A 26591-nucleotide genomic window follows, 5' to 3' on the forward strand; every position below is an offset into this window, starting at 1 on the left:
AGTTGACCGAACGAGATTTTGAAGTGACCGAACAGCTCTCCTTTCTTGTCCGAAGGGAGAGCTTTTTTGACCAAAGCTATATAAAACAAGAAGCATAAATGACCAAAACACCAACTTAAATGTCCGAACCATTTTAAACCGTATCAAAAGCACCTATTTCCCTTAAAAAATAGGATATTCTAGAACGAAACACCGCCCTGACCTAACATCCTGCTAAGAATACACGGCGCTTACGCCTTCTTACTTCCGCATCCCCCTCGCATCCACCTTCCACTTCTCTAAAACACGCTCGCCTTCCACAACCACATACTCATCAAACATATTAGCCACTGTACACGCATGATTGGGAATAATGCGCACTTTATCATTCAATCGTAATCCACAATCGCCTTTAAAAACCGCCACTCCATGCTCCTCGGACAGCCTCTCAATTGTAAGTTCCGGATGGTCCACCACAAATCCATATCCCTTAACAGAGTCCAATCCATGTGCTCCCTTATCCAGACACAAAGTTTTACTTCCCGCATCCAGAACAATCCTCCCCTCATACACACCTACTACGGAGGCCAAAACAGTTAACGCACATTCTGACCTGTCTGCTACTCCAAGTCCCACTTGAATGCTATCAAAAAAGACGGCGTTGCCGGGCCGTACTTCTGTAATGCCATCGACTAATCCGGAAATGCGATAAGTGGGGGTAGAACCAACGCTTCTTACCAAGATAGGAATACCTGCGTTTTCACATGCTTTCGCGCTTTTAACCACCGCATCTGCTTCAGCTAGAGCAATCCGTTCTAGCTCTTCTTCTCCTCTTGCACCATAAGAGTGACCAGCATGGGTGAAGGTTCCGCCGATTCGAAGCCGGGATAATAATATGATGGCTTTTGCAAGCTCAACAGCACTCGCTCCTGGCTCCACACCACATCGGTTTAAACCGGAATTCACTTTAATCCACACTTCTAACGTGTGCCTTGTGTTTTCCAATGCTTTTTGAAGCAACTTCACCTGTTCCAAATTATCTACTGTAACTTTCAAATCAATTCCTAGGTTTAAAAGAGTAATTACCCGCTCTATTTTAGCGGTGTTTGAAACCGGATATGCCACTAAAATATCCTTGATTCCTGCGGCTGCCATCACTTCTGCTTCTTCAAGTTTTGCAGTTGTAATACCTATTGCTCCATATTCAAACTGGAGTTTAGCAATTTCGACAGATTTATGCGTTTTAATATGTGGACGCAAACTCACATTATTTCTTCTCGCAAAATCGCCCATTTTGCGGATATTTTCCATTAGAATCCCCTTATCCAATAATAAGGTCGGTGTATCAAGTTCCATCCATTCCTGCTTCATTTTTTCTCCCTCCAGACCTTCTTTTCCTCACTATACCACGCCATGAGGGCCGTTCATAATTTTGATGAATGCACATTTGTAAATCAGACAATCCCATATGCATACATTGAAAGAAGTAATCTGGGCAAAGGGTGAGATGCATGGGAATAATCAATGGTAAACAGTATTTGGACCGAATCGACTCGCTTCAGGCAAATGTATGGCATAACGGAAAACAGGTCCAAGGTAATATTTCAGAACACCCGGCTTTTTCAGGTGTAATGAGAAGTCAAGCTGCTTTGTTTGATATGCAACATGATGAAAAGTACAAAGACATTATGACATTTAAATCGGATACAACCGGAAATCTGGTAGGAACCTCTTTTCTTCGACCAACATCCAAAGAGGATTTGGAGAAAAGAAGAAAGATGGTTCAGATTTGGGCAAAAGCAACCTTTGGAATGATGGGACGCTCCCCTGACTATAAAAACTCTACCTTGATGGCTCTGGCTTCCTCTGCGGACCTACTGGAGGAACAAGGACCTCAATTTCCAAAGAACCTGAAAAACTTTTACGAGTACGCTAGAGAAAAGGATCTCTCTTTTACTCATACATTCATTTCTCCACAAGTAAACCGCTCTTCTTTTCATTACGAAGATGATGATAACATTGTAGCGGCACGGATGATTGATAAAACATCGGAAGGGATTGTTATAAAAGGGGCTCGGTTATTGGCTACACAAGCCGGGATTACGGATGAAATTATCATTTCGTCTTCTGGATTAAAAATGTTTGAAGAGCCCTTCGCCTATGCGTTCAGTATTCCAAGTAACACAGAAGGTCTGAAATTTATCTGCCGCGAATCTTTTTCTTATGACTCTTCTCCATTCAATCATCCACTTGGGTCGAGGTTTGAGGAGATGGATGCCATTGTCGTGCTAGATAATGTTTTGGTGCCATGGGAACGGGTATTTGTATCGGAAAATATTGATGTTGCCAATAAACTGTATTCAATTAGTAATTTTAAACCGCTTGTCACTCACCAGGTCGTATCAAGACAGGTAATGAAAGCTGAATTTGTTTTAGGGATTGCACAACTTTTAGTCAATACCATTGCGATTGGCGAGTATGGGCATGTAAAAGAAAAGATAAGCGAGATGATCATTGCAGTGGAAAATCATAAGGCTTTGCTCCTCGCTTCAGAAATCAACGCTAAACCGGATAAACATGGGACAATGATTCCGGACGTCACGCCTCTATCCGTTGCGGTCGTGCAGTTTCCTAAAGTGTATCCAAGATTCATGGAAATTCTACAGCTGCTTGGTGCCAGCGGACTGGTATCCATTCCTACAGAAGCAGACCTGGAATCCCCAATTCGCGCTGACATTGACCAATACCTTCAATCAGCCACTACTGATGCAAAGAGCCGCATCAAGCTGTTCCGATTAGCATGGGATGTCAGCATGAGTGCATTCGGTTCCCGTCAAACGCTGTACGAACGCTTCTTCTTTGGCTGTCCGACTCGATTAGCTATGGGACTGTATCAAGAATACAACCGAAAAGATCTAGTAGACGACATTGCGAGGGAATTAGGGTTTTTAGAATAATAAAGGGAGCCGGAAAATTTAAGGCTTCCCTCTTTTTTTATTTTCTGAGTATTCTATAATTAAAGTACTAGTAGACGAAAAGAGAGAGGTTGTTCACACATGGCCGAAATTATTATTCCTTCACAAAAGAAATCCCGTAAGAAAAGAAAAGTTTGGGTTGCCCTAGGGACCATTGCGGGTACGCTTGGCACACTAGGACTTATATTTACTTTTTTCCCAATTAACAAACTGGCATCAAAACCTTATTTTGAAAATGGTGGAGTTCCGTTAGTCATTGCCCATCAAGGCGGGGAACACCTCGCCCCTTCCAATACGATGATTGCTTTTGAACAGGCCGTCGAAATGGGGGTTGATGTACTTGAAACAGATATACATATCACCAAAGATGGGCACCTTGTTGCAATCCATGACCCCACTGTCGATCGAACTACAAATGGGCAAGGAACGGTAGCAGAGCTGACCTTAGAGGAAATAAAACAGTTAGATGCAGGCTATCATTTCGTAGATCTTGAAGGCAATAACAGTTTTCGCGGTAAAGGAGCTACTATCCCTACCGTGGAAGAAATGTTTCAATCCTTTCCTAACACCCGAATTGAAATTGAAATCAAAGACACCAATCCTACTGAAAAATATGAGGAGATTGCAAGGAAACTATGGGAGTTAACCAAACAGTATAACAGAGAAGATACGTTGCTTGTCGCATCTTTCGACCAGGAAATTCTGGAGACATTTAATCGTTTAACAGATGGGAAAGTGGCACTTGTTGGCGGCAGACAGGAAATCACTAGATTCGTCCTTCTTCACAAGCTATTTGCCCGCAACCTCTATAAACCAGAAGTAGATGCTTTTCAAGTGCCTTTACAAGAGAGTATATTCGATTTGACAAATCAACGGCTAATAGGCGATGCCCAAAGAAGCGGTGTGCAGATGCACTACTGGACTATTGATGACAAGGAAACGATGCGCTACTTGCTTGAACGAGGGGCAGATGGGATCCTGACTAATCGCCCAGACCTGCTGCTTGAGGTGAGGAAGGAAATGGGATACTAAGAATGCGGGGACCTTTATTATGTTATAATAACTATTAGTAAATATGAAACGTGAGGCTCTAGAAATGAATGGACAAAAACGGTCAGATATCGCTATCGGCCAATCAGTTAAAATTGTACTTAAACAAGACCAACGCACAGGCAAACTTACAAGCGGGATCGTCAAAGACATCCTAACCAAATCCCCCAACCACCCCCACGGCATCAAAGTCCGCCTCCAAGACGGACAAGTCGGCAGGGTCAAACAAATCGAAAAAGCGTAACCCCTCCATCTGAAGGCGGTTACGCTTTTTTGCTTTAATGCTTTAACAGTGTGAGGGTCAGACCCCTTTTTACCCCACTAACACTTTAAAGCACAGCGGGTTAGACCCCTCTTTATCTCTCTAACACTTCAAAGCACAGCGGGTCAGACCCCTTTTTTTGACCCCTTTTCTTTAAGCCCCTTCCCTCATCTCTTCAAGCAGTGTTCGTTTTCTTCGTTTTCCTTCGATCCATGCGAAGAGCATGGCGAGGAGCATGAAGGTGCTGGAGATTTGGAAGAGTGCGGCGGTTTGGACGAATTGGGCAAGAAGGCCAAAGATAATCCCGCTTAATCCAATTCCCAGGTCGATGGAAGAGAAGAACATGCCGTTTGCCACTCCGCGACGGTTTTCAGGTGTCATGGATAATGTCCATGATTGCAAAGTTGGAATCAAAGATCCGAAACCTACCCCAAACAACGCACCAGCGATCACAATAAACAAATTGGAGTGCGCAAAGGAAAGTACCCACATTCCAACAAACGATAGGAACATACACAATAGCACCAAGCCGCGGGGTCCATGATTATCAAACCATTTACCTGCTACCGGACGAGATAATGAAGCCATGATTGCATTAACAAGATAGAAAAGAAAAATCTGATCAATGCCACGTTCTTCCCCAAATATAACGATGAACGTGACAATCGAGCCATAGCCAAACGTCGCAATTAATGTAACAAATGCGGGATACCAGCTACTCTTTTCCACAAGCGAACCGAAATAGGAAAACTTGAGGTCCTCCTTATTCGCCTTTTCCACAGAAGGAGGTGTCTGGTAATGAACAACCCCTAACAGTACAAGCGCAATCAAACCAAGAACTGCACTTACCATAATCAAGTTAGAAAACTCTGTTACCTGATAAAGATAGATTCCTAAACTAGGGGCGATAATCATCCCAATCGTAATCGATAGTCCGTAGTATCCCATCCCTTCACCTAAACGGGAACGCGGAATAACATCTACCGCTGCCGTTCCATTCACGGTTGTGGACCATCCCCATGCCAGACCATGGATCAAACGGAATAATAGAAATACCACCACTATCTGAGATAACGGATAGATAATCGTCACAGCAAGCAACGCAACTGCACCAATCATCACAAGCGGTTTTCGTGCCCGGTACTCCAGCATATAACCGATAAATGGTCTGCTCAAGACGGCACCAATGGAAAATAAGGCTGTGACCAATCCAATTTCAAAGCCCGTTGCTCCCAACGATTTTACATAAGGAGGCAGCGTAGGTATCAGCATCTGAAAAGACATGAACACAAACAAATTTCCTACCATCAACATGATAAACGATTTCGTCCATAACACTTCTTTTTTCTGAATCGGTACCATTCTTACACTCTCCCATTATAAAAAGACGCGCCTGCGTAACAATTGCTAATAAATAGGAAAATGAATCTCCATGTACGAAGATTCATTTTCCAAAGAAAGGCTGCGTCTGCTATATATTTCGTCTATCTAAATATTAACACAGAAGACTTTTAAAAGAAATGTAAAGAACTTCCTGATTCCTGTGATTCCAAGCTATTCTATTTCATAAATTTCTTTAGTATTTTGATGCTTTTATCAGAATAAGGAGGATAGAGAAAGCTTAAATTGATTTTCGTGCTTTTTTTCATCACACTTTTCTTATGGGAAAAAGTATCAAAGCTATCTTTTCCATGATAGGAACCAATGCCTGATGTACCCACTCCACCAAAGGGCAAGTACGGATTGGTCAAATGCGTGACCGTATCGTTCACACAACCTCCTCCAAAAGAAGTACCTTCAATAACCTGTTCCTCTACTTCACTATTTTCAGTAAACACATACAATGCCAGGGGCTTTGGATAGTTATTAATCTGTCTCATGGCGTCGTTCAGGTCTTTGTATTCTAGAACAGGTAAAATAGGGCCAAATATCTCCCCCTTCATCACCTTATCTTCCCACGAAACACCATCCATCACAGTCGGTTCCATATAAAGCTCTTCCCGATCTATACCTCCGCCAACGACCACTTTCTCCTTATCGATTAAAGAAGCTAGCCTGTCAAATTGACGTTCATTCACCACACGTCCGTAGTCCTTACTTTGTTGTGGGTTTTCTCCATAGAAATCATGTATCGTTTTTTTCAATGCCTTAACAAGTTTCTCTCGTACATCCTTATGGACAAGGATATAGTCAGGTGCTACACATGTTTGGCCAGCATTCATAAATTTCCCCCACGCAATCCGTTGCGCCGCCACCTCAATATTGGCGTCTTTATGGACGATACATGGGCTTTTGCCTCCAAGCTCGAGGGTTACCGGGACAAGTCGTTTGGCCGCAGCCTGCATCACGATTTTGCCAACCTCTACGCTTCCTGTGAAAAAGATATAATCAAATGGCGCATGTATAAGGGCGGCTGTTTCTTCTTTCGCTCCCTCCACCACACTGATATACTCTTTATTAAAAAACTCTCCTATCATTTTTGAAAGCACACTAGATACCGTCGGCGTGAATTCTGAAGGCTTGATCACAGCGCAGTTTCCAGCTGAAATTGCTCCAATTAGAGGCTCTAATACTAATTGAACCGGGTAATTGAAGGGCCCTACAATCAATACTGTCCCATATGGCTGAGAGTATATTAAGCTTTTGGAACCGGTATGAACTAGCGGTGTTTTGACTTTTTTCACTTTTGCCCAACTTTTTAAATTCTTCATAAAAAAGCCAATACTGTCGAGAATATACCCCACTTCAGAACCATATGCTTCGAATATTGATTTCCCTAAATCCTTTTTTAAAGCATTCATTAATTCCGCTTCATATTTCTGAACCGCCTTCTTTAACGTTGCCAGCTGCTTCAACCGAAACTCAATATCCTTCGTTTCCCCTTTTTCAAAATAACTCCTATGATTGGCAAGTAATGTTTCAACCGTCTCGTTTATGTTAGTTGTTGCTGTCGTCATACAAGATTCCTCCTGTTTTCGCATATTCAAATTATGTTATTTCTATTGTCTTACAAATAGAATGAAATAGACAAGTTTTTGCCTGTTATTATGTTTAAAAGTTTAAACATTCAATAAATAGTAGTCAAGTAAGAGAAAAATTGGACTAAAATCATCCGGTCTTTCAAAGCTAAAAGACTTTAGTTGTTTTGTTAATCACCAATTCGCTTAGATAGCTTTCCTTACCCTTAAGATAAATGAAGTCACCCTATTGATTGGAGTGGAAGGCGCGGAGACGCCCGCGGGAGGAAGGGACAGGTGAGACCCCGCAACGAAGTGAGGAGGCTCACGGACCGCCCGCAGGCAAGCGAAGCGCCTGGAACGGAAATCAAAGTTTTATAAATTTTTCTATAAAAAAAGCACCCTAACCAGGTGCCTTTTCCTCAATCCTCATCCTTGATATCAACATCCTCAGGAATCGGTTCGCTTCTTACTTCCTCAATCAATTCTTTATATTTTTCCATCTGTCTCATATGGGTGGTAAATTGTTCTTTGTTGATCATATAATCGGCCCCATCATACAATGCCCGAATCTTCTTTTCTTGTATGAGGGTTTTCACATACGACTCTGAACAGGATAAATATTCGGCAGTCTCTTTAACGGATAGGTACATGCTGACACTCCTTCTTTTTTAATAAGGGGATAAAGGTAACGTTATTAGGAAAGTCGTCCCTCTAAACGATGTCTCATACACCTCGATACTCCCTTCATGGTTTTCAATAATACGCTGAACAATCGTCAGCCCAAGCCCAGTGCCGGTTTCTTTGGAAGTATGAAACGGGTGAAAAAGGGATTTCTTCATTTCTTCTTTGATACCTGTCCCATTATCCTTGAAAAATAGAAGATACTTTCCGTTTACTTTCTGAGAGGTAATGGTTATGACACCTTTTCCTTTAATTGACTCTCTGCTATTTCGATAAAGGTTGTAGATAACCTGTTTCATCTGCTTCAGATCAACCATTACTTTCGTATCGTCAAGCATCACCTTCAACTCAAGTTCATTTTCATTTATATCACGGTATGAAGGTATCTGATCAAAGATCGACTTGAACGTAGTTTCTTGTAATCTCGGTGCTCCGGGTCTCGCCATGAGCAACATGTCTTCGATAATCGCGTTGATTCTGTCAAACTCTTTTATTAGTAAAGGCACCTGGTACTTTTCAAGCTCTTCTTTCGTAAAAGATTGTTTCATCAAAGAGAAGAAGCCATGCAACACTGCCAATGGGTTCCGAATTTCGTGTGCCGCTCCTGCAGCAAGCTCCCCCAAGGCAGCAAGTTTTTCCGATTGATTCATCCTTTTCTCCAGTTCTTCCGTTTCTGTTATATCAATAAAATAAAAAATTCTTCCGATAATGTTATTTTCCTCGTCATGCAATACGGACTGTGATACAAGCAAGTGCAGGTCTTCCCCGCTTCTTGAATAGCCTACTTTGACATTTTGACAAATTCTCTTGGAAAGCATGATTTCCCAAAAAGATGAATTGAACAATGGGGGTTCCTTCATCATAAGGACCTCTCTGATTTCTTGAGCGTTCAGGTCCAATAAGCAGGAAGCTGAAGTGTTCAATGAAAAGTTGGATTGCTTATCATCCGCTGTAATAATCCCAACAGGCAAGGAATTGAGAATTTGTTGCCGATAAGAACGATCCTTGTTTATTTCTTCATTAAGGTAAAAGTATTCCTTGAACCCTTTCGATACCAATAAAATAATCACAGTAAAAATAATCAACCCCAGCACGGCATCTGACTCAAACAACAATGCTAATAAGAGCGCAGAAGCCAATGATATAGCATAATTGGAAACAGATTTCTGCAGTGTGCTTTTCAATTCCTGGATTAACTGGGGATGATTCATAGAGTAAAAGAAAACGCCAATAATTACTATATTAATAAAGAAATAACTAATTAAGGTGGTCAAATAAGACAACATGTTGGAAGCTTGTAAAAATCCGATCGCCCCACCTGTCCATAAAAAGATATAATGTGCTCCTGTAATCATTAGAGAATACATGGCGAAGTTCACAAGATGCTTCCACCAGGCTATATCCCTTTTTAATAAACCATATACTACTCCACTGGCAAGCAAGGTCCACAAGGACAGATTCAAACCGAATACAAACAAAATCGCTAGAAAAATGGCTGAGTCCATACTGAGTGAATTTCCTTTTGGCGGAAGAGGAACGGTATTAATATTTAAAAGCACAAGTGAAACTACCAGTAAAACAAATAGGGTTGGCTTCGTTGTAAAAAAGGGAACCGGAGTTTGCAGATGTACGATAAAAAGGCCAAAGCCTAATAGGAATACGACAAGTAAGTTTATTATCAATTTATGTCTTTGATAGTAAGTTTCCATCGATATCACACTCGAATCTCTGAGTTGTCTAGTAAATTAATCAGCTTTCATTGTATTCCATATCAATGACCAAAGCAATTTTTGGCGAATATTTAAACTATTTCCCCTCTCATCAAATCCTATCCGGCATGCAAACAGTTTATTTTACAAAAAGTTTAAATTTTTCAGAACAATCTGTTGTTTTTATGCTTAAACGTGTTAAAATGTTTGAAATTGTAATTTTTACTCAACAGGAGGAGAACAACATGATCACATTTTTTGGCGCACTACTATTACTAGTTTTAGGTTATGTTTTTTATTCTAAATTCGTAGAACGTGTTTTCGTTATTAATGATCAAACCCCTACTCCTGCCTATACGAAGAGGGACGATTTTGACTTTGTTCCTATGCCTTGGTGGAAGGGGAATTTAATTCAGCTCTTAAATATTGCTGGATTGGGTCCTATCTATGGTGCCATCCTTGGGGCATTATATGGTCCGGTTGCTTTCATTTGGATTGTGGTAGGAAGCATCTTTGCCGGTGCGGTTCATGATTACTTTTCCGGTATGTTATCCCTGCGTCATAACGGGGCACAATATCCGACCATTGTTGGAAAATATCTAGGTAATGTAGTGAAGTCTTGTATTTATGTAGTTTCCCTAGTATTAATGGTACTTGTGGCGGCGGCTTTTACTGCAGGACCCGCACAACTAATCGCACAATTAACACCACTTAGCTTCATGATGGCCTTGCTGTTAATCTTCGGGTATTTTTTATTGGCTACTCTATTACCGGTCAATCGAGTAATCGGTAAAATATATCCATTACTTGGTGCCATTTTGCTTTTCATGGCAGTAGCCATCGCCGCTGCACTGTTATTTACTGATAAACAGATTCCAAACCTGACGTTTGCAAACTTGCATCCTCAGGAACTGCCAATTTGGCCGTTATTGATGGTCACCATCTCTTGCGGAGCGATTTCTGGTTTTCACTGTACACAAAGTCCCATCGTTGCTTGCACGATGAAGAAGGAATCACATGGTCGTAAGATTTTTTACGGCGCGATGATTACAGAGGGTGTGATTGCACTAGTATGGGCAGCAGCGGGGATGACATTCTTCAATGGCACAGGTGGCCTGCAAGAAGCACTTGCCCTTGGGGGACCATCTTATGTGGTAAATGAAATCTCTATTTCTTTACTAGGAACACTAGGTGGGATTCTTGCCATCCTTGGCGTTATCATCCTTCCCATTACAACAGGTGATACAGCACTACGTTCTTCCAGAATGATTTTAACAGAAGTATTCGCGAAGTTTTTCAATATGGAAGGAAAGGTAAAAGTTTTACTAGTAACCTTGTTGCTTGCTGTACCTGCCCTTTACCTTGCTACGATAGACTATACCTTCCTTTGGAGATATGTGGGATGGACAAACCAGCTTGTTGCCACTGTGATGCTTTGGACAGCGGCTATGTATCTTGTAAAAGAAAATAAATTCCACTGGATTGCAAGCGTTCCGGCACTATTCATGTCAGGAGTGGTCTGCACGTATATTTTCTATGCACCAGAAGGATTTGGAATGGATTATAACACTTCGTTACTAATAGGTTCTGCTTTGACTTTCGTGATACTTGGATGGTTTGTAAGTCAAATTTGGAAACATCGTAACATGAAGTCTAGCACTGTAGAAAAGCGTGTAGCATAATACTAGAACAGGCAGCCTCTCTCGGCTGCCTGTTTTTTCCTCTATTCCACTCCAACCGAGCTCTTCTCCCAGTTTACGATTAAATTGAAGTATCGAAGTTTTTTATTTTCACGATCAAACCACAAATCTGACTCTTTCCAAGTTATTTGAAGGAACAGTTCTGCCTTTGCTAGTTCACGAGCATCACCAGAATTAGCGCCGTCCAAAGCTACCACACTTTCAAAAATCTTCACCATCAGGCTAGCAATCTTTTTCGAATAGACGGTTTGAATCTCTGGCGCACTACTGCTAGAAAAATTGCATAGATCCTGAAGTTTCACAAGTGCCTCTTCCACCGGTTCCTTCATCGTATTGTCGATTTGAAGTGACGCCAGTCTCTCTCTCATAGACTCTATGAAAATACGTTCTACTTTAAAACGCCCCATTAATCTGAGCACTTCCATCCCAAGAATATTCGCGGTTCCTTCCCATACAGTTAACACCTGTGCATCCCGAAGCAACCTCGGTGTAACAAAATCCTCAATAAAACCATTACCCCCATGCATTTCAATTGCTTCATGGGAAAAGTGGACGGCCTGTTCTGCGGTTTCTTTTTTCAACAATGCAATCAAGAGTCGATTCAATGCAATCTCTTCTTCGGATACTTTTGCCCCACCATCCCGCATAACCCGATCAAAAAGTGACACAAGCTCAAAACAAGCACTCGTCTCCACCTCTTGCTTTACCGCCATGTCGACCAATGATTCTCGGATCATAGGAAAATTGATCAACTGATCACCAAATGTGACACGGCTTTTTGCATAATTGCGTGCTTCCGTATATGCTCTCTGCATGATTCCAAGAGATGCAATCGCATTACAGACACGCGACAAGTTCAAGGCTTCCATCATATAATGGATGCCCTTGCTCGGTTCTCCAACTAGATACCCTTCGGCACCGTTAAAGAGAACTTCTGCAGAAGGAACTGCCCTGACACCGAGTTTATCCTTTAAACGGCGAATTTCAATACCGTTCAGCTTGCCGCTGCCATCTTCCTTTCTCCAAGGAACGGCAAATAGACTGAGTCCCTTCGTTCCTTTTGGTGCTCCCGGTATTCTTGCTAACACCATCGCTACACCACACTGCCCGGCATTTGATGCAAAATATTTTTCACCAGTCAAAAGATACTTATTTGAGCTTGGCACCGCCTGCGTCTCATTCGCCCCGACATCGGATCCCCCTTGTCTTTCCGTCAAGAATGTCGCTCCTTCGAAAAGTTCCACTTCTCCAGTTGAAATGACATGCGGCAGGAATTTATTCTTTATGTGTTCATCGGCATAATGCTCAAGTAGGTAGGCAGTAGCCATGGTCAACGTTACCGGACAATAGAATCCAGGTTCTGTCTGGGAAAGCAGATAGCCCTGAGCGTATGAGTATAAGTAGTCTCCTCTTTGGCCTAACTCCGGGATTTCCTTATGCACATATCCAACAATCCCTCTATTGTAGGTTTCCTGTACCGTTTTTTTATACCCTTCATTTACCCACACTTCTGAAACGTCATCGCCCATCCTATTGTATTTTATGAGCCTTGGTTGCCCTTCCCTATCTGTGTGGACTGCACGCTCTTCTATCTCATTCGCACAACTCTCCCCAAACTCTGTAAGCTCTTTCTTTGCCCACTCGTAAAATGTCGGCTCCAAGTGTTTTTTAAGAACTTGTTGCAAATGATTATCCTCTGTAAAAAAATTACGTGTCATAGTCATGCGTTTCTCCTCCTAACCTTTTTTGAAAATCTGTGAGAAGTTCATTCATTTCATCCTTCAATTCGTTGAGCTCTCGTATTCTTTCGTCGATTTCCGCTACTTTCTTTGTCCCGTATTCAATGGTTTTTTGAAGTTGTTTTGTACCTGTTCGATCTTTATCAAACAATGTAACCATCTCTTTAATCTCATCAAGCTGAAAACCATACCGCTTGCCTCTCGTAATCAGCTTTAAGCGGGCATACTCCCTTTTAGAAAAAACTCGTTGGTTTCCTTCAGTTCGGGAAGGATCGAGTAGCCCGAGCTCCTCATAATAGCGGACCGTTCTCGTGGAAATGTGAAATTCTTTGGCCAGTTGCGAAATTGTATACATGATGACGACTTCCCTTTACTGAAAATTTAGATATTTTCAGTTTACCATTGACGTTAACGTAAAGTTCAACAGTTTTTTGAAACAAAAAAAAACCTACCTTTCTTAAAAAGGTAAGTCCATTCAAACTCAATCCGTCTCTCGTCTATTCTTTCCCCGCACACGTACAAATCTGTATGCAAGATAAGCAAAATATAACGGAATGGCAATATAAATTAAATAAGGGTATTGTGCGTAAGTTCCTTTATAAACGATAAATAAAGACGCTCCTAAAAACAATGTAACAATCGTTCCATACTTCGGTAATGGGACATCCTTAAAACTCGGAATCTTTATTTTACTAACCATCAAGAAACAAAACGCTGTAAAAATAACGGTTGTTACAATCTGTGGTATAAAATCTCCGAAAAGAGTTAACAGCGCCAGGATACCTCCAGCTGCTGTGATCGGAACTCCCGTGAAGTATTTTCCGGAAGATTTACTTGTACTTATATTAAAACGAGCCAATCTGTATGCACCAAACAGTGGAAATAAACCTGCAATGGCCATGCCTAGCATGCCAAACTGATAAAAGTAAGTGTAATACACTAAAAAGGAAGGTGCCACACCAAATGTAACGACGTCCGCCAAGGAATCTAGTTCTTTCCCAAGTTCTCCATCCGCATTTAACATCCTCGCCAGGCGACCGTCCATACTATCAAGCATCATTCCAATAAGGATCAAGATAGCAGCGTTACTATATTCTCCACTTGCGGCAAAGCCGATCGATAAGAAACCACAAAATAAATTCCCCAGTGTGAACATGTTGGGTATGCTTTTTATAAGACGTGTCCGCATTCGCATAAATAATCATCACTCCGTAGTCGATAAGTCAAAGTCATATGTAAAGGGCAATACCCCTATAGAAAATAAAAAAACCTAAACAAAGGAACATGCTTAGGCTCACCTTTCTTTAATTATACCATTCCAAATGTGGACGAGTAAAAATTATTTTGTGGAAGTGTTCGCTTGTTACTGGTGATGATTAATCCATTTGTTAAAATTTACTCTTTTAAAACAGAAGGCGCTTTTTCTAGGTGCATCAAATCTAATCTCAACAAAATATCGACCACGTCTTCCAAACATTCGTTATGGTCCAAACTAAATTAAAAATACATAAGGATTACTTTTCATTTGAACTCTAAAATGATTTATGTTTTAATAAATCGTAACGATTACTATTTTCACAAAAGGAGAGATACATTATGGCGAAGAAATCTAAAGTAGCAAAAGAAAGGAAGCGTCAGCAGCTAGTTGAGCAATATGCAGAGATGCGCAGAGAACTGAAAGCAAAAGGTGATATTGAAGGTCTTCGTAAATTGCCACGGGACTCTTCCCCAACGCGTTTAAAAAATCGTTGTGAGGTAACTGGCAGACCACGAGGCTATATTCGCAAATTCAAGATGTCACGTATTGCATTCCGTGAGTTTGCACACAAGGGGCAGGTTCCTGGCGTGAAGAAGGCAAGTTGGTAAGTTAGCATCTTCCAACGCTTTTCATGCATATACTATGAGAAACCATTTACAGATGGTGAGGTGTTTTAGATGAAGGAAAGCTTGTATAGATACCTTATAAAATGCAGTGTGGCGGAGCTTCCCCCTGAAAAGCAACTTTTCTACCATTATATTCAGGACGTGGAATATGCCTATGAAGATCAAGCAGAAACCCCTGACCAATATTTTGATTTACTTGTGAAACGCCATCCATATGTGCAGGCAGCAGAGCATTTTCACATGCCTGTGGAAACTGCACGAAGTCTTATGCTAGAGATTGAGCAGGCTATAAAGGCTGAAGCAGATAAGAGAATGCAGCAAGTATTCTGGGTTGATTACACAAAACAAGTTTCTGCAATGGAACATTCCAATAAACAATATTTTTTTATTGGAATGTAACAAAAGCTTTCTCACAAAGGCAATGTGAGAGAGCTTTTTTCATTTGTTTAAACTAACCAGTTGCATTCCGTTGCAGAAAGTGGCACCCTTAATAGGTCAGGAAATTTTTCGGAAACGTGAAGGTGATGACCATGATCGAAGTAAAAAGCTCTCCAGTCAGTGATGGGGAATTCAATAGAGGTGTATTTGCAACGGAAGATATCAAAGAAGGTACTCTGTTTCATTCCGCACCGGTAATATCCTATCCAAATGAACAGCATGAACATATCGAAAAGACATTACTAGCGGACTACGCGTTTGAATATGGCATTAACCACTCAGCCATCTTGCTCGGCTACGGAATGCTCTTCAACCATTCCTATGAACCAAATGCAAGGTATGAAATTAACTTTGATGAACATGTCTTTGACTTTTTTGCCTATAAGGACATTAAAGCCGGAGAAGAGATCCTCATTAACTATAACGGTGATGTGGATGAGATGGATCCACTTTGGTTTAATATGGATGAAAACGAGAAAGAAGAATAAGAAAATGGTGTCCCAACTATTAGGGACACCATTTTTATTTGTTTAATTGTTATTCATAACTTCTTTTCAAGTCTATTCTACAGCCATCTTCATTGGAACGACGTGCTGCATCATTTATCAAGGTGAGTAAGTATGCGTCTTGGTGGCTGATGTCGGGCTTTTTACCTGATAAGATCTCCGTGACCCATTGCATCATAGCAGATGGAGCGGACTCAGGCAGTTCACCTTCAGATGGTGTATGCCAGCCTTCTTCAAGCTTCACACTTTTGATTCGAATGATATCGTCTTCTATCATTAAGGTTCCCTCTGTTCCATAAACCTCCAATTGGAATGGACTACCTGAAGAAACAAACCCTGTTTCTAAGATCCCAAGTGCACCAGATTCATACTCCACAATGGCAACAGCATTATCATCTACCTCATAATCAAACGTTTGATTAAATCGTGCTGTTACTGCTTTTGCTTGTCCGCCTAGTCGGTTTGTCAAATAAATTGGATGGGCGCCAAGATCGATGAAGGCACCACCACCGCAGAGTTCCTTATCGTAAAAGTGCTGTGGCAGCCAACCATTAGGATTCAGCTTTGTCGGAACGGATCCATTATGGGCAACTCGGCACCTAATGGTAGTCAGTTTTCCCAGTAATCCTTCGTCCACTACTTTTTGAGCGTAGAGATAATAGTTTGCTGTTAGTCTCGGAAGGGAAATCATCAATTTGACCCCGTGCTGCTCTATCTCTTCCAGGATTGACCTTGCGTCTGTTTCGGTTTCTGCGAGCACTTTTTCCGTAAAAACATGCTTACCGTGCTGAGCGGCTTTTGTGATGATTTCCGTGTGCATGTTGGTGGGAGAGGCAACAATGACCGCATCAATATCCGGATTTGTGAATATCTTCTCTAGTTCTTCTTCAAAGGCAAGGTTCAGCTCCTCTGCCCATGCTTGTCCTCTTTCTTTTTCCTCATCCCAGACGTGTGTCAGGGTAATGTGTTCGTTCTGAATCGCTTCCTCTGCGTATTCTTGTGCATGTACATGCCATTTACTAAGTAGGGCAGTTCTGATCATAAGTGGTGCCTCCTTTTTTACGACTGTTAATTAAGTACATTCAAAAAAAGACAGAGTCGCCCCTGCCTTATATACAACCAGACATACTTATAGCTTTACTTTTATTTGAATATCTTCCCCGATTTTTTCGTTGTTCTCATCCACAGGTGCTTTCATATTGATCTGCACCCACTCTACATCTTCTGCTTTTGTTTCTTCTAAGAGGAAGAATATAGCTCCTTGTTTCTTTTCGCCGCCAGCGAATTTTTCATTCAATTCAGCAGTATCTTCACTCTTGGTTGTCAGCCTGGAATCAGGTGCAGCAACTTCTTCTCCTGTATTTGTCACGATGCTAGCTTGATAAGCTTCAAAATTAAGAGAATTGGACGTTTTATTTTCAACTTCCAAATCGAATTGAATATATTGAATTTCTTCTTGACCCATATAATCTTTGAATCCTCCAGCAAGCTTGCCACTCATAACAGATACTTTGTCCACATTAATGTTGAAAGAGTCTGTTTCAATTGGTTTTAGTCGGTTGTTTCTCGCGTGGTACGTAAAGCTTCCACCCTCTGTTTCAGCAGTTTCACCAACTGGAATTAAACTCTCTTCATCTTCTCTTTCCTCAGTTTCTTCTGCAAACCCTTCTTCATTTGCTTTCTTATCATCTGATGTGCATGCCGCAAGCACCACAACTAGTAGCCCTATTAAAAATAAGGATAGAACTTTCTTCATAGTATGTTTCCCCCTTGTGTGACTGAATCTCTTTTTTGTGTATATGGATGATTATACTGTATGTTTTCGCAGAATTGCTAGTATTCCGACAATATTCTCCGCAAATTTTAATTCCATTTTCAGGAACACACACAAAAGAGGACCTATCATAGTGATAGGCCCTCTCCAAACTATCAACCTTCCAACAACAAGTCTTCCGGATCTTCTAGCAATTGTTTTACGCGTACTAAGAACTGTACAGCATCTTTTCCATCGACAATACGGTGATCGTAAGAAAGAGCGATATACATCATCGGTCTTACTTCCACTGTATCATTGTCATCCACAACGACAGGACGGCGTTGGATGGTGTGCATTCCAAGAATACCAACCTGTGGTGTGTTTAGGATAGGAGTGGAATAAAGAGAACCGAAGATTCCACCGTTAGTAATGGTGAACGTACCACCTTGAAGATCTTTTAATCCTAAGGAGTTGTCACGAGCCTTTTTACCAAGGTCACCGATTTCTTTTTCAATACCGGCGAAGCTTAGTTTGTCAGCGTCACGTACAACAGGTACTACTAGTCCTTCTTCTGTTGATACAGCTACACCAATATCATAGAATTTCTTTAAAAGAATTTCGTCGCCTTGGATTTCCGCATTTAACAATGGGAAAGATTTAAGCGCGCCGATAACTGCCTTTGTAAAGAAAGACATGAAGCCGAGTTTGACGCCATTCTTTTTGAAGAAAGCATCTTTACGACGGTTACGGACGTCCATTACTGCTGTCATATCAACCTCGTTGAATGTCGTTAACATTGCTGCTGTGTGCTGAGCTTCTACTAGGCGCTTCGCGATTGTTTGACGTCTTCTGCTCATTTTGATGCGCTCTACGCGTGCGTCGTCTTGAACCGGGGCTGCCGCAGCTGGTTTAGATGGTGCAGCTGCCGGTTTGGATGGAGCTTCGGCCTTTGGTGCATTCTTAGCTTGGCTGTGTGCTTCCACATCTTCCACACGAACGCGTCCCATTGGATCGCGGAAGGAAACTTCATCAAGATCGATGCCAAGTTCTCTTGCTTTTTTGCGCGCTGCAGGAGAAGCTACCGTTCTGGATTTGCTTACTTTTTTCTCTTCCGAAACTGGAGCTGGTGCCGCCTCTTTAGCAGGCTCTGCTTTAGGAGCCTCTTCCGCTTTAGGTGTTTCTTCTTTAGTCGCAGCATCAGAAGCAGCGCTTGCGCCTTCTTCTCCAAGCTTTGCTATAACTTGTCCAACAACAACATTGTCACCTGGTTCAGCTAAAAGCTCTTGGATTACCCCGCTGAAATCGCTTTTAATTTCTACGTTTACCTTATCTGTTTCAAGCTCTGCAATTGTTTCTCCCTTTTCAATCGCGTCACCTGTTTTTACTGTCCATTCTGCAATCGTACCTTCTGTAATTGATTCTGCTAGTTCTGGCACTTTAATTTCAATCATTTGTTTTCCCCTCCATGCCCTTTGTGTACGTTCACTGTATCTTCCACGATCCATGCTTGTTCTTGTTTATGAATATGCGGCTCACCTGTTGCAGGACTTGAGCGTTTCGGACGCCCGATGTAGTCCACTGCGATGCCGTCTGTTGCAATTTCATGAAGATTTGCTTTAACAACAGGCCAAGCTCCCATGTTCTTCGGTTCTTCCTGAACCCAAACGATTTCTTCTAGGTTAGGGAATTGTGCAGCAAGCTCTTCCACTTCCTTATGAGGGAATGGGTATAGTTGCTCAACACGGGCAATGTGTAAGGAATCTACTTCCTCACTACTCATCTCATCCACTTTAGAAGCTAGGTCAATTGCCACTTTACCTGTACATAATGCCAATCGTTTTACTTTATCTTTGTTTTGACCTGTACGCTTTTCTTCGACCAACAACTTAAAGCTACCCTCTGTCAACTCAGACACATCGGAAACAGTCATAGCGTTACGCAATAAGCTCTTTGGTGTCATAACGATAAGTGGTCTTGCATCTTCTTTTGTTGTCAGCTTAGCCTGTCTTCTTAAAAGATGGAAGTATTGCGCTGCGCTTGTCACGTTTGCAACAATCCAGTTATTTTCTGCAGCAGAATTCAAGAATCGTTCCACGCGGCCGCTGGAGTGCTCTGGACCTTGTCCTTCGTAACCATGTGGCAGAAGCATAACTAGGCTTGACTTTTGGCCCCACTTCGCTCTTCCGGATGCGATGAACTGGTCAATGATTACCTGTGCTACGTTTACGAAATCCCCAAACTGTGCTTCCCAAATAACAAGGGATTCTGGCGATTGTACGCTATATCCATAATCAAAACCAAGAACTGCCGTCTCCGATAAAGGACTGTTGTATAGGGAAAGAGAAGCTTTTGCTTCCGGTAATTCATGCAACGGAATGAAACGCTCGCCCGTTTTATTATCATGCAACACAAGGTGGCGGTGTGAGAACGTTCCGCGCTCACTGTCCTGACCTGTTAAGCGAATTGGCGTGCCGTCAGCAAGAATGGATGCAAACGCAAGTGTCTCCCCTAAGGACCAATCCACTTTGTTGTCATTAGCAAGTAGGCTTTCACGCTTTTTCAAAATACGGCCAAGTTTCGGGTAGACAGTAAAAGTATCCGGGAACTTCACCAGATTACTGTTGATGGATTTCAACAAGTCTTCGGGCACTGCCGTTTCCAGCTCAGGAACCTGATCACTGATCGGTTTTGGCACCTGCTTAATTTTCACATTGCCTTCGTCTTCTTTACGCAGCTTATCGAAAATATCTTGCAGTTTCTGCATGAATTCCGTTTTTTTGCCCGTAAATTCTTCTTCAGAAAGAATGCCTCTGTTCACAAGCTCTTTTCCGTACTTTTCTGCAATTACCGGATGGTTGTTGATTTTTTCATATAAAAGTGGTTGTGTCACATTGGCATCATCCATTTCGTTGTGTCCGAAACGGCGGTAACCAATTAGATCTATCACGAAATCTTTCTTAAACTTCTTACGGTATTCATAAGCAAACACCATAACAGCCAAACAGCTTTCCGGATCGTCAGCATTCACGTGGATAACCGGGATCTCATATCCTTTTGCAAGGTCACTTGCATACTTCGTTGAACGGGAATCACCATAGTTTGTTGTGAATCCAAGCAGGTTGTTTGCAATGATATGAATCGTCCCACCTGTTGCGTATCCCTTTAGCTTTGTCAGGTTTAACGTTTCTGCAACGACACCTTCACCAGGGAACGCTGCATCTCCGTGTACAAGAACACTGAAGGAAGATTGTTTGTTCTGTTTTGGATAACCTTTTTCTGAACGGTCTTCCTGGGAAGCACGTGCCACCCCTTGAACAACAGGATTGACAAATTCCAAGTGACTTGGGTTGTGAGCAAGATTGATGCGCACTACTTGTTCCTTTTCACCTGTCACTTGACGGTCTGCACCCATATGGTACTTTACATCACCAGACCAACCAAAGTTGATCCCGCGGGAACCTTCAGAAGGAACCAGCTCCTTGTTTGGTGAATGGTGGAATTCAGAGAAAATCAGCTCGTACGGCTTGCCAAGAACATGCGCAAGTACATTCAGACGGCCACGGTGCGCCATCCCGATACTGATATTTTTCGTTCCATCCTCACAGCCGGACTGAATTAATTTGTCAAACATCGGTACAAGCATGTCCAACCCTTCGATCGAGAAACGCTTCTGGCCAACGAATGTTTTATGTAAAAACTTTTCGAAGCCATCAACCGATATCAACCTTTCAAGAAGTTCCACTCGCTGTTCTTTAGTGAACGGTCGCTCAATTCTCGTATTCTCAATATATGAGTTCAGCCATGTTTGCTCTTCCTCATCATGAATATGACCGAATTCATACGCAATTGTTCCTGTATAAATGCGCTTTAGGTGCTCGTATGCCTCCCACGCATTAGAAATTGCCTCTGGTGCAGCTTCCCATACAAGATCAATTGGAATTTGCACAAGGTCCTGTTTGCTTAATCCGTATGTCTCTACATCAAGGAAACCAACATCATCTTGTGGCTCCTTGTGCAGGGGATTAATGTTTGCAGCAAGGTGCCCAAGCTCACGAATATTACGTAGAAGCTTGTTGGCAGAGATTACTTTTTTGATTGCCATTTGAGGTACAGCTTGAGGGTTGCTTGCCTCGCTAGCTGGATTTTCATTTGAAATGGAAATGGAATCCATTCCAGGCGGTTGGCCCAGTTCTTCAAAAAGCGCACGAATAGATCCGTCCACTGATTCCGGATCTTGTTGGTACTTTTCATACATGTCATACACATAACCCATATTTGGTCCATAAAAGCGCTCCCAAATTTGTTCAACTTCGACCTTACTCATTATTATATGCCCCCATCTTAGGCTGTGACGTTTTTAAAATGCCTCTGAAATAGTTATTATTATAAAGGCTCAGGTACTTAATTCGATCATCTATAAATCATATACCCTTGCCTATTTCTCTCACACCTAAATTATACAGAAAAAACTTTCTATTTACCATAAAAACGTTTTCATATTTTGGACAAATTTTCTTTTATATTGGAAATAAAGGTTTTTTCAGAATATTATAAATAAATAGAGATATCTTTGGGGTTCGAGTGAATATGAAAATATTATAGTGGGTGAGTGTGGATTCCTTGGCTATTATCGCTTTAGTAGTGTTTTGTAGTGGCTAAATACACAAAAGGCCTACCCAAAACCAGGGCAGGCCTCAAAATTATTAACTTACTTTTTTTACTTGCTTATCTCTACCTTTTTCATGCTTCAACTCTTTGTTTAGCTCCTTTAACAACCCATAACACATAACTAAAACGATAAATGTTAAAGGCAGGGCACTAACAATAATTGCGGTCTGTAAACCAGCTAGTCCTCCTGAGGCCATCAATACTAGCGTTGATGCCACTAGAATAATTCCCCAAACAACTTTAATCTTGTTTGGAGGGTTAAGTTTCCCGCCAGTTGTCTGCATTCCCAAGACAAAGGTTGCCGAATCAGCAGAAGTGACAAAGAATGTGGTAATTAACGCTACCGTTAATACCGATAAAAGCGCTCCAAAAGGCAGTTGTTCAAAAACATAGAATAATGCCGTTTCTAGACTTTGATCAGAGACATTCAGACCTTGAACAAATTCTAAATGTATCCCTGTTCCCCCAAAAACAGTAAACCAAAGAGCACAAACCAGACTTGGAACGAGGAGAACGGCGATTGTAAACTCCCTGATGGTTCTTCCCTTGGACACACGTGCAATAAACATACCGACAAATGGTGTCCAAGAAATCCACCAAGCCCAGTAAAATACGGTCCAGCCTTGTGTCCATGCAGCTTCTGTGGCATCAAAAGGTGATAGGCGCAAGCCCATCAATGCTACATTTTGCACGTAGCTTCCTAAGGTAGTAGTGAACATATTTAATAAGAAAAGAGTTGGTCCAAGAATCAGCATGGCTAAAAACAACACAACCGCAAGTGACATATTAATATTGCTCAAGTACTTGATTCCCTTTGAAATACCTGTAGTTGCTGAAACGATGAAAAGTACGGTAATAACAGCCATAATGATGAACTGTACCATAAAGTTATTTGGAATGCCGACTAAATACTCCAGCCCGGCATTTATCTGTTGCGAACCTAGTCCGAGTGATGCAGCTACGCCAAACAATGTAGCAAATACAGCCACAACATCAATGGTTTTACCAATGGGTCCTTTCACCTTTTCACCAAGTACAGGGCGAAGTGTTGCACTCATTAATCCAGGTGCATTATTTTTGAATTTTTGATAAGCAAGCGCCATCGCTACGATTGCGTAAATGGCCCAAGCATGAAGTCCCCAATGCAACCACGTATATCTCATACCTAAGATTGCAGACTGTTCCGTGCTTCCTTCACCAAGTGGCGGTGCAGCAAAGTGAGAAATCGGCTCTGAAACGCCATAGAAGAGCAATCCTATTCCCATTCCTGCGGAAAAAAGCATCGCAAACCATGTCGGACGATTATATTCAGGCTTATCATCTTTTTTTCCGAGTTTTATTTTTCCATATTTACTGAAGATCATGAATGCGGCAAATAAGAGGAAGAATGTGGCAACTAACTGATAAAACCACCCAAACGTTTCCAAAACAAAAGCTTGCGCAATTCCCATTGCATCACCAAGTTGATCTGGAATTAAAACACCTATTAATACAAACACTGCGGCGATTCCCACCGAAATTTTAAAAACTGACCTGTCCATAAGCATCAACATCCCTTTTTTATAATCTTTAATCTTTTCCCTACAATCCTATTAATTAAACCACAATACTGATAGATTGGAAAAAGGGAGGAGGAATGATAATCCATTATATTCGACAGTATATACCTTCGAGGCCCACTTATCTTTCAAAAGGGGAGGATTGCGACCGAATGGTAAACAATGCTTCTATTTTCGAACTTTTCTATGGAATACCCATCCTCCCTTGTTTGTGTTTCACACTCGCTTTTCCAAATCTTTGGCAGTTTTGCTCGTTTCCACCTCTTTCTCGTTTTTAAGTGTGCCAAACAGCACATCCACAAAAGGCGTAGACACCCCATACCAAAAATTTTCATTTTTAAAGTGATGCAGAATATGAGTCTTCTTCACCCATTTGCCAAATTTCGTCCGCGGTTTAATGGGACGGTGCGCAACATAGTGCTTCCACTCATAAATAAAGAGCATCATCATCAATCCACATGTAAACGCCACCGTCAATCCCCAGCTGCCAGCTATTAAATAGAAGATTAAAGCGAGCACCGACAGATTCGGCATGCTGTACCAAAGCGGTAAAAATAATAAATGCAAATCATTCGGGTGAGTATGGTGGTCATAATGGAGACGTTTTAACAGTTTTAGTAAAAATGGATTTTTTGGCGGCTTCAGATGGAATACAAAACGGTGTGTAAGATACTCACTGAACATGAAGGTCAGCATTCCTGACACAAACACCGCTAACGCTCCCCACGTCAACCCACTCCAACCCAGCCACCCCATACTCGCAACAATCAGCATCATTAAAACAGTGATGTCTGGAAATAAAAAGAACTCCCTGTAGTACCCCTTCATCTCTCTTCCCCCTAGTTTTATATTATTTTACAGCGGTTTGTTCCTTCCACATCTTAATGCTTTGTTCCATCATGTCGTGCACAAGCCGTTCCGCTTTGTCACCGTCTTTATCTAAAGCAGCTTTCATCAACTTCATATAATAGTTTTTTGAGGCTTCCCGGTTGGAGGCGTCTGTGAAGTAGTAGGTTGCAAGTTTAAGATAAAGATGCCCGAAGCTATTAAGGGTAAGTAGATAGATAGGATTCTGTCCAGCAGCTGCAAGCCCTCTTTGGAGACGCCAGTCGTACTCAGCAAAAGAAACCGGATGATTCTCAACGCTTTCGCTTTCTTTTAATAAAGAAATGACCTCCATAGGTTTATGTAAGACCGCTCCTTTTACATAGGAAGGAGAAAGGTTTTTTCTCAGCTCGAGGAGGTGGATGATAAATTCGTTCGGAATACTGTCCTCTTCATTTAAAATGTGGGCGATTGTCATGAGATTGCCCTCTTTCCAGTAATCATTCACGGTAGCACGTTGGTTATGGCGAATAGTTAACCATCCATCACGTTCAAGCCGTTGCAATACTTCACGAATGACTGGCCGTCCTACTTCCATTGTGGTTGCAAGTTCTCGTTCCGATGGTATTTGTGTGCCCTGCACAAATTCCCCTTGTAGGATTTTTTGGATAAATAACTTTTCGACCTTATCACTTACTCGCATATTGCTGAGAGCCTCTCCTTCTATAAAAAATAAAATAAAACTGGTAATACCAAAATTACGAGTGGTATTACCAGTTTATCCTCTATTGGTATTAATTTCAATAATTTTCTGTTAATTACGCATACCACTTGTGCCACATTTTCTTGTTGTTGCCTCTTACAAAAGTATCAATTCGGCCCATTCCCCATGATACGGCAGCTGGATGGGATTGTACGCCACCTCGTGGTGCGCCAAGGTTGCCCCACTCACTCCAACGCTGGCCATTCCAATATTTCTGCCACATGCGGTTATCATCACCTTTTACAAAAACGTCAATCCGATTTGGTGACCATGATGCCGCAGCTGGTGCACCTTCAAATCCGCCTCTTGGGGTACCGAGATTCTCCCATTGACTCCAGCTACTGCCGTCCCACCATTTATGCCACATGCGCTCATTCATTCCTCTGACAAAGCAATCGATGCGGTTTGGCCCCCATGACACAGCACCTGGTGATCCCGTTAAGCCGCCTCGTGGTGCGCCAAGATTCTCCCACTGACTCCAGCTAGATCCGTCCCACCACTTGTGCCACATATTATTGTCCATTCCTTGTACAAAGCAGTCTAAGCGGTTCACTGACCAAGAAGCTACTGATGGCGTTCCTTTAAAACCGCCACGGGGGGAACCAAGATCCTCCCATTGACTCCAACGCTGTCCATCCCACCATTTGTGCCACATCCCTTCACTGGCACCGCGGGCAAACGTATCAATCCGGTTCTGTCCCCAAGATACAGCTGCCGGAGAACTTTTCAATCCGCCTCGAGGAGCGCCAAGGTCATTCCAGCGACTCCATCGCCTTCCGTTCCAAAACTTTTGCCATAAACGATTGTCTTCCCCACGCACGAACGTGTCAAGACGATTGGCAGACCACGATGAAACAGCGGGTGCCCCTTTCATACCGAGCAAAGGCGACCCAAGATCCTCCCACTCTCGCCAACTTGCCCGCATCTCATTTTCGTCATCTCTATAGTACGGATATGGACGTGGGCGAGGGTAGTAATATGGGTAATAATATGGCGCCGGATAATATGGATAATAATAAGGATAATATGGCCTTGGACGAGGATAGAAAAAAATCAGCCGCTCATCAGTTGGCGTTTGCCGATACGCATAAGGATTTTGACCGGGATTCTGATGTGAAAACATATAAAAAACCTCCC

23 protein-coding genes are annotated in these 26591 nt (G+C 42.0%); 7 read left to right on the forward strand and 16 right to left on the reverse strand.

All coding sequences use genetic code 11. From position 1 onward, the window contains the following. Positions 1-240: 240 nt before the first annotated feature. Positions 241-1350 (reverse strand): D-TA family PLP-dependent enzyme, encoded by a 1110-nt coding sequence (locus tag HF078_RS10175; RefSeq protein WP_240951717.1) that lies wholly within the window; start codon positions 1348-1350, stop codon positions 241-243. A 140-nt stretch (positions 1351-1490) separates the two neighbouring features. On the opposite strand from HF078_RS10175, the gene hpaB reads away from it, so the two are divergent. The 3 genes from hpaB (at position 1491) to HF078_RS10190 (ending at position 4248) form a co-directional block, all read left to right on the forward strand. After that, positions 1491-2936 (forward strand): 4-hydroxyphenylacetate 3-monooxygenase, oxygenase component, encoded by a 1446-nt coding sequence (hpaB, locus tag HF078_RS10180; protein WP_169291049.1) that lies wholly within the window; start codon positions 1491-1493, stop codon positions 2934-2936. 99 nt (positions 2937-3035) lie between these two features. Next, positions 3036-3986 carry a glycerophosphodiester phosphodiesterase family protein gene (locus tag HF078_RS10185; protein WP_169291050.1) on the forward strand — a complete coding sequence of 317 codons (951 nt, stop codon included), beginning with the start codon at positions 3036-3038 and terminating at the stop codon, positions 3984-3986. Positions 3987-4050: 64 nt separating this feature from the next. Continuing rightward, entirely contained in the window at positions 4051-4248 is a 198-nt protein-coding gene (locus tag HF078_RS10190) for a YwbE family protein (protein WP_168865365.1), read from the forward strand. Between the two features lie 171 nt (positions 4249-4419). Here HF078_RS10190 and HF078_RS10195 read toward each other — a convergent pair whose 3' ends face one another. The 4 genes from HF078_RS10195 to HF078_RS10210 form a co-directional block, all read right to left on the reverse strand. Further along, positions 4420-5628 (reverse strand): MFS transporter, encoded by a 1209-nt coding sequence (locus HF078_RS10195; RefSeq protein ID WP_169291051.1) that lies wholly within the window; start codon positions 5626-5628, stop codon positions 4420-4422. Between the two features lie 197 nt (positions 5629-5825). Then, the gene (locus tag HF078_RS10200) at positions 5826-7223 is read right to left on the reverse strand and encodes an aldehyde dehydrogenase (RefSeq protein WP_169291052.1); all 1398 of its coding nucleotides are present in this window, start codon (positions 7221-7223) and stop codon (positions 5826-5828) included. Positions 7224-7645: 422 nt separating this feature from the next. Next, complete coding sequence (locus HF078_RS10205; protein WP_169291053.1) at positions 7646-7876, reverse strand: excisionase family DNA-binding protein; 231 nt, start codon at positions 7874-7876, stop codon at positions 7646-7648. A gap of 18 nt (positions 7877-7894) precedes the next feature. Then, positions 7895-9616 carry a two-component system sensor histidine kinase NtrB gene (locus HF078_RS10210; protein ID WP_169291054.1) on the reverse strand — a complete coding sequence of 574 codons (1722 nt, stop codon included), beginning with the start codon at positions 9614-9616 and terminating at the stop codon, positions 7895-7897. Between the two features lie 245 nt (positions 9617-9861). On the opposite strand from HF078_RS10210, the gene HF078_RS10215 reads away from it, so the two are divergent. Next, positions 9862-11298, forward strand: a complete 1437-nt coding sequence (locus tag HF078_RS10215; RefSeq protein WP_169291055.1) for a carbon starvation CstA family protein — start codon at positions 9862-9864, stop codon at positions 11296-11298. Between the two features lie 41 nt (positions 11299-11339). Here HF078_RS10215 and HF078_RS10220 read toward each other — a convergent pair whose 3' ends face one another. From HF078_RS10220 to pssA, 3 genes are all read right to left on the reverse strand, one after another. Beyond that, positions 11340-13040: an acyl-CoA dehydrogenase family protein gene (locus HF078_RS10220; RefSeq protein WP_169291056.1), complete on the reverse strand. Its 1701-nt coding sequence runs from the start codon at positions 13038-13040 to the stop codon at positions 11340-11342. After that, positions 13024-13410 carry a MerR family transcriptional regulator gene (locus HF078_RS10225; RefSeq protein ID WP_169291057.1) on the reverse strand — a complete coding sequence of 129 codons (387 nt, stop codon included), beginning with the start codon at positions 13408-13410 and terminating at the stop codon, positions 13024-13026. Before HF078_RS10225 ends, HF078_RS10220 begins: the two co-directional genes overlap by 17 nt. A gap of 126 nt (positions 13411-13536) precedes the next feature. Further along, positions 13537-14250: a CDP-diacylglycerol--serine O-phosphatidyltransferase gene (gene pssA, locus HF078_RS10230; protein ID WP_205831579.1), complete on the reverse strand. Its 714-nt coding sequence runs from the start codon at positions 14248-14250 to the stop codon at positions 13537-13539. Positions 14251-14651: 401 nt separating this feature from the next. On the opposite strand from pssA, the gene rpsN reads away from it, so the two are divergent. The 3 genes from rpsN (at position 14652) to HF078_RS10245 (ending at position 15865) form a co-directional block, all read left to right on the forward strand. After that, a complete protein-coding gene (rpsN, locus tag HF078_RS10235; protein WP_169291058.1) occupies positions 14652-14921 on the forward strand; it encodes a 30S ribosomal protein S14 in 270 nt (89 codons plus the stop codon). A gap of 69 nt (positions 14922-14990) precedes the next feature. Continuing rightward, complete coding sequence (locus HF078_RS10240) at positions 14991-15338, forward strand: hypothetical protein (protein ID WP_169291059.1); 348 nt, start codon at positions 14991-14993, stop codon at positions 15336-15338. Positions 15339-15469: 131 nt separating this feature from the next. Further along, entirely contained in the window at positions 15470-15865 is a 396-nt protein-coding gene (locus tag HF078_RS10245; protein WP_060664277.1) for an SET domain-containing protein, read from the forward strand. Between the two features lie 49 nt (positions 15866-15914). On the opposite strand, the gene HF078_RS10250 is transcribed toward HF078_RS10245, so the two are convergent. From HF078_RS10250 to HF078_RS20790, 8 genes are all read right to left on the reverse strand, one after another. Next, complete coding sequence (locus tag HF078_RS10250) at positions 15915-16925, reverse strand: Gfo/Idh/MocA family protein (protein WP_169291060.1); 1011 nt, start codon at positions 16923-16925, stop codon at positions 15915-15917. An 87-nt stretch (positions 16926-17012) separates the two neighbouring features. After that, positions 17013-17639 carry a hypothetical protein gene (locus HF078_RS10255; protein WP_169291061.1) on the reverse strand — a complete coding sequence of 209 codons (627 nt, stop codon included), beginning with the start codon at positions 17637-17639 and terminating at the stop codon, positions 17013-17015. A gap of 173 nt (positions 17640-17812) precedes the next feature. Then, positions 17813-19090: a 2-oxoglutarate dehydrogenase complex dihydrolipoyllysine-residue succinyltransferase gene (gene odhB, locus HF078_RS10260; RefSeq protein ID WP_169291062.1), complete on the reverse strand. Its 1278-nt coding sequence runs from the start codon at positions 19088-19090 to the stop codon at positions 17813-17815. Next, on the reverse strand, positions 19087-21963 hold the full coding sequence (locus tag HF078_RS10265) for a 2-oxoglutarate dehydrogenase E1 component (protein WP_169291063.1): 2877 nt from the start codon (positions 21961-21963) through the stop codon (positions 19087-19089). Before HF078_RS10265 ends, odhB begins: the two co-directional genes overlap by 4 nt. 379 nt (positions 21964-22342) lie before the next feature. Beyond that, positions 22343-23848, reverse strand: a complete 1506-nt coding sequence (locus tag HF078_RS10270; protein ID WP_240951718.1) for a glycine betaine uptake BCCT transporter — start codon at positions 23846-23848, stop codon at positions 22343-22345. Between the two features lie 234 nt (positions 23849-24082). Further along, complete coding sequence (locus HF078_RS10275; RefSeq protein WP_169291065.1) at positions 24083-24694, reverse strand: sterol desaturase family protein; 612 nt, start codon at positions 24692-24694, stop codon at positions 24083-24085. A gap of 22 nt (positions 24695-24716) precedes the next feature. Continuing rightward, on the reverse strand, positions 24717-25394 hold the full coding sequence (locus tag HF078_RS10280) for a GntR family transcriptional regulator (RefSeq protein ID WP_169291066.1): 678 nt from the start codon (positions 25392-25394) through the stop codon (positions 24717-24719). 115 nt (positions 25395-25509) lie between these two features. Then, on the reverse strand, positions 25510-26577 hold the full coding sequence (locus HF078_RS20790) for a PLL family lectin (RefSeq protein ID WP_205831580.1): 1068 nt from the start codon (positions 26575-26577) through the stop codon (positions 25510-25512). Between the last annotated feature and the right edge of the window lie 14 nt (positions 26578-26591).

Source organism: Bacillus sp. RO2 (assembly GCF_012911845.1).
GTDB lineage: Bacteria > Bacillota > Bacilli > Bacillales > Bacillaceae_I > Sutcliffiella_A.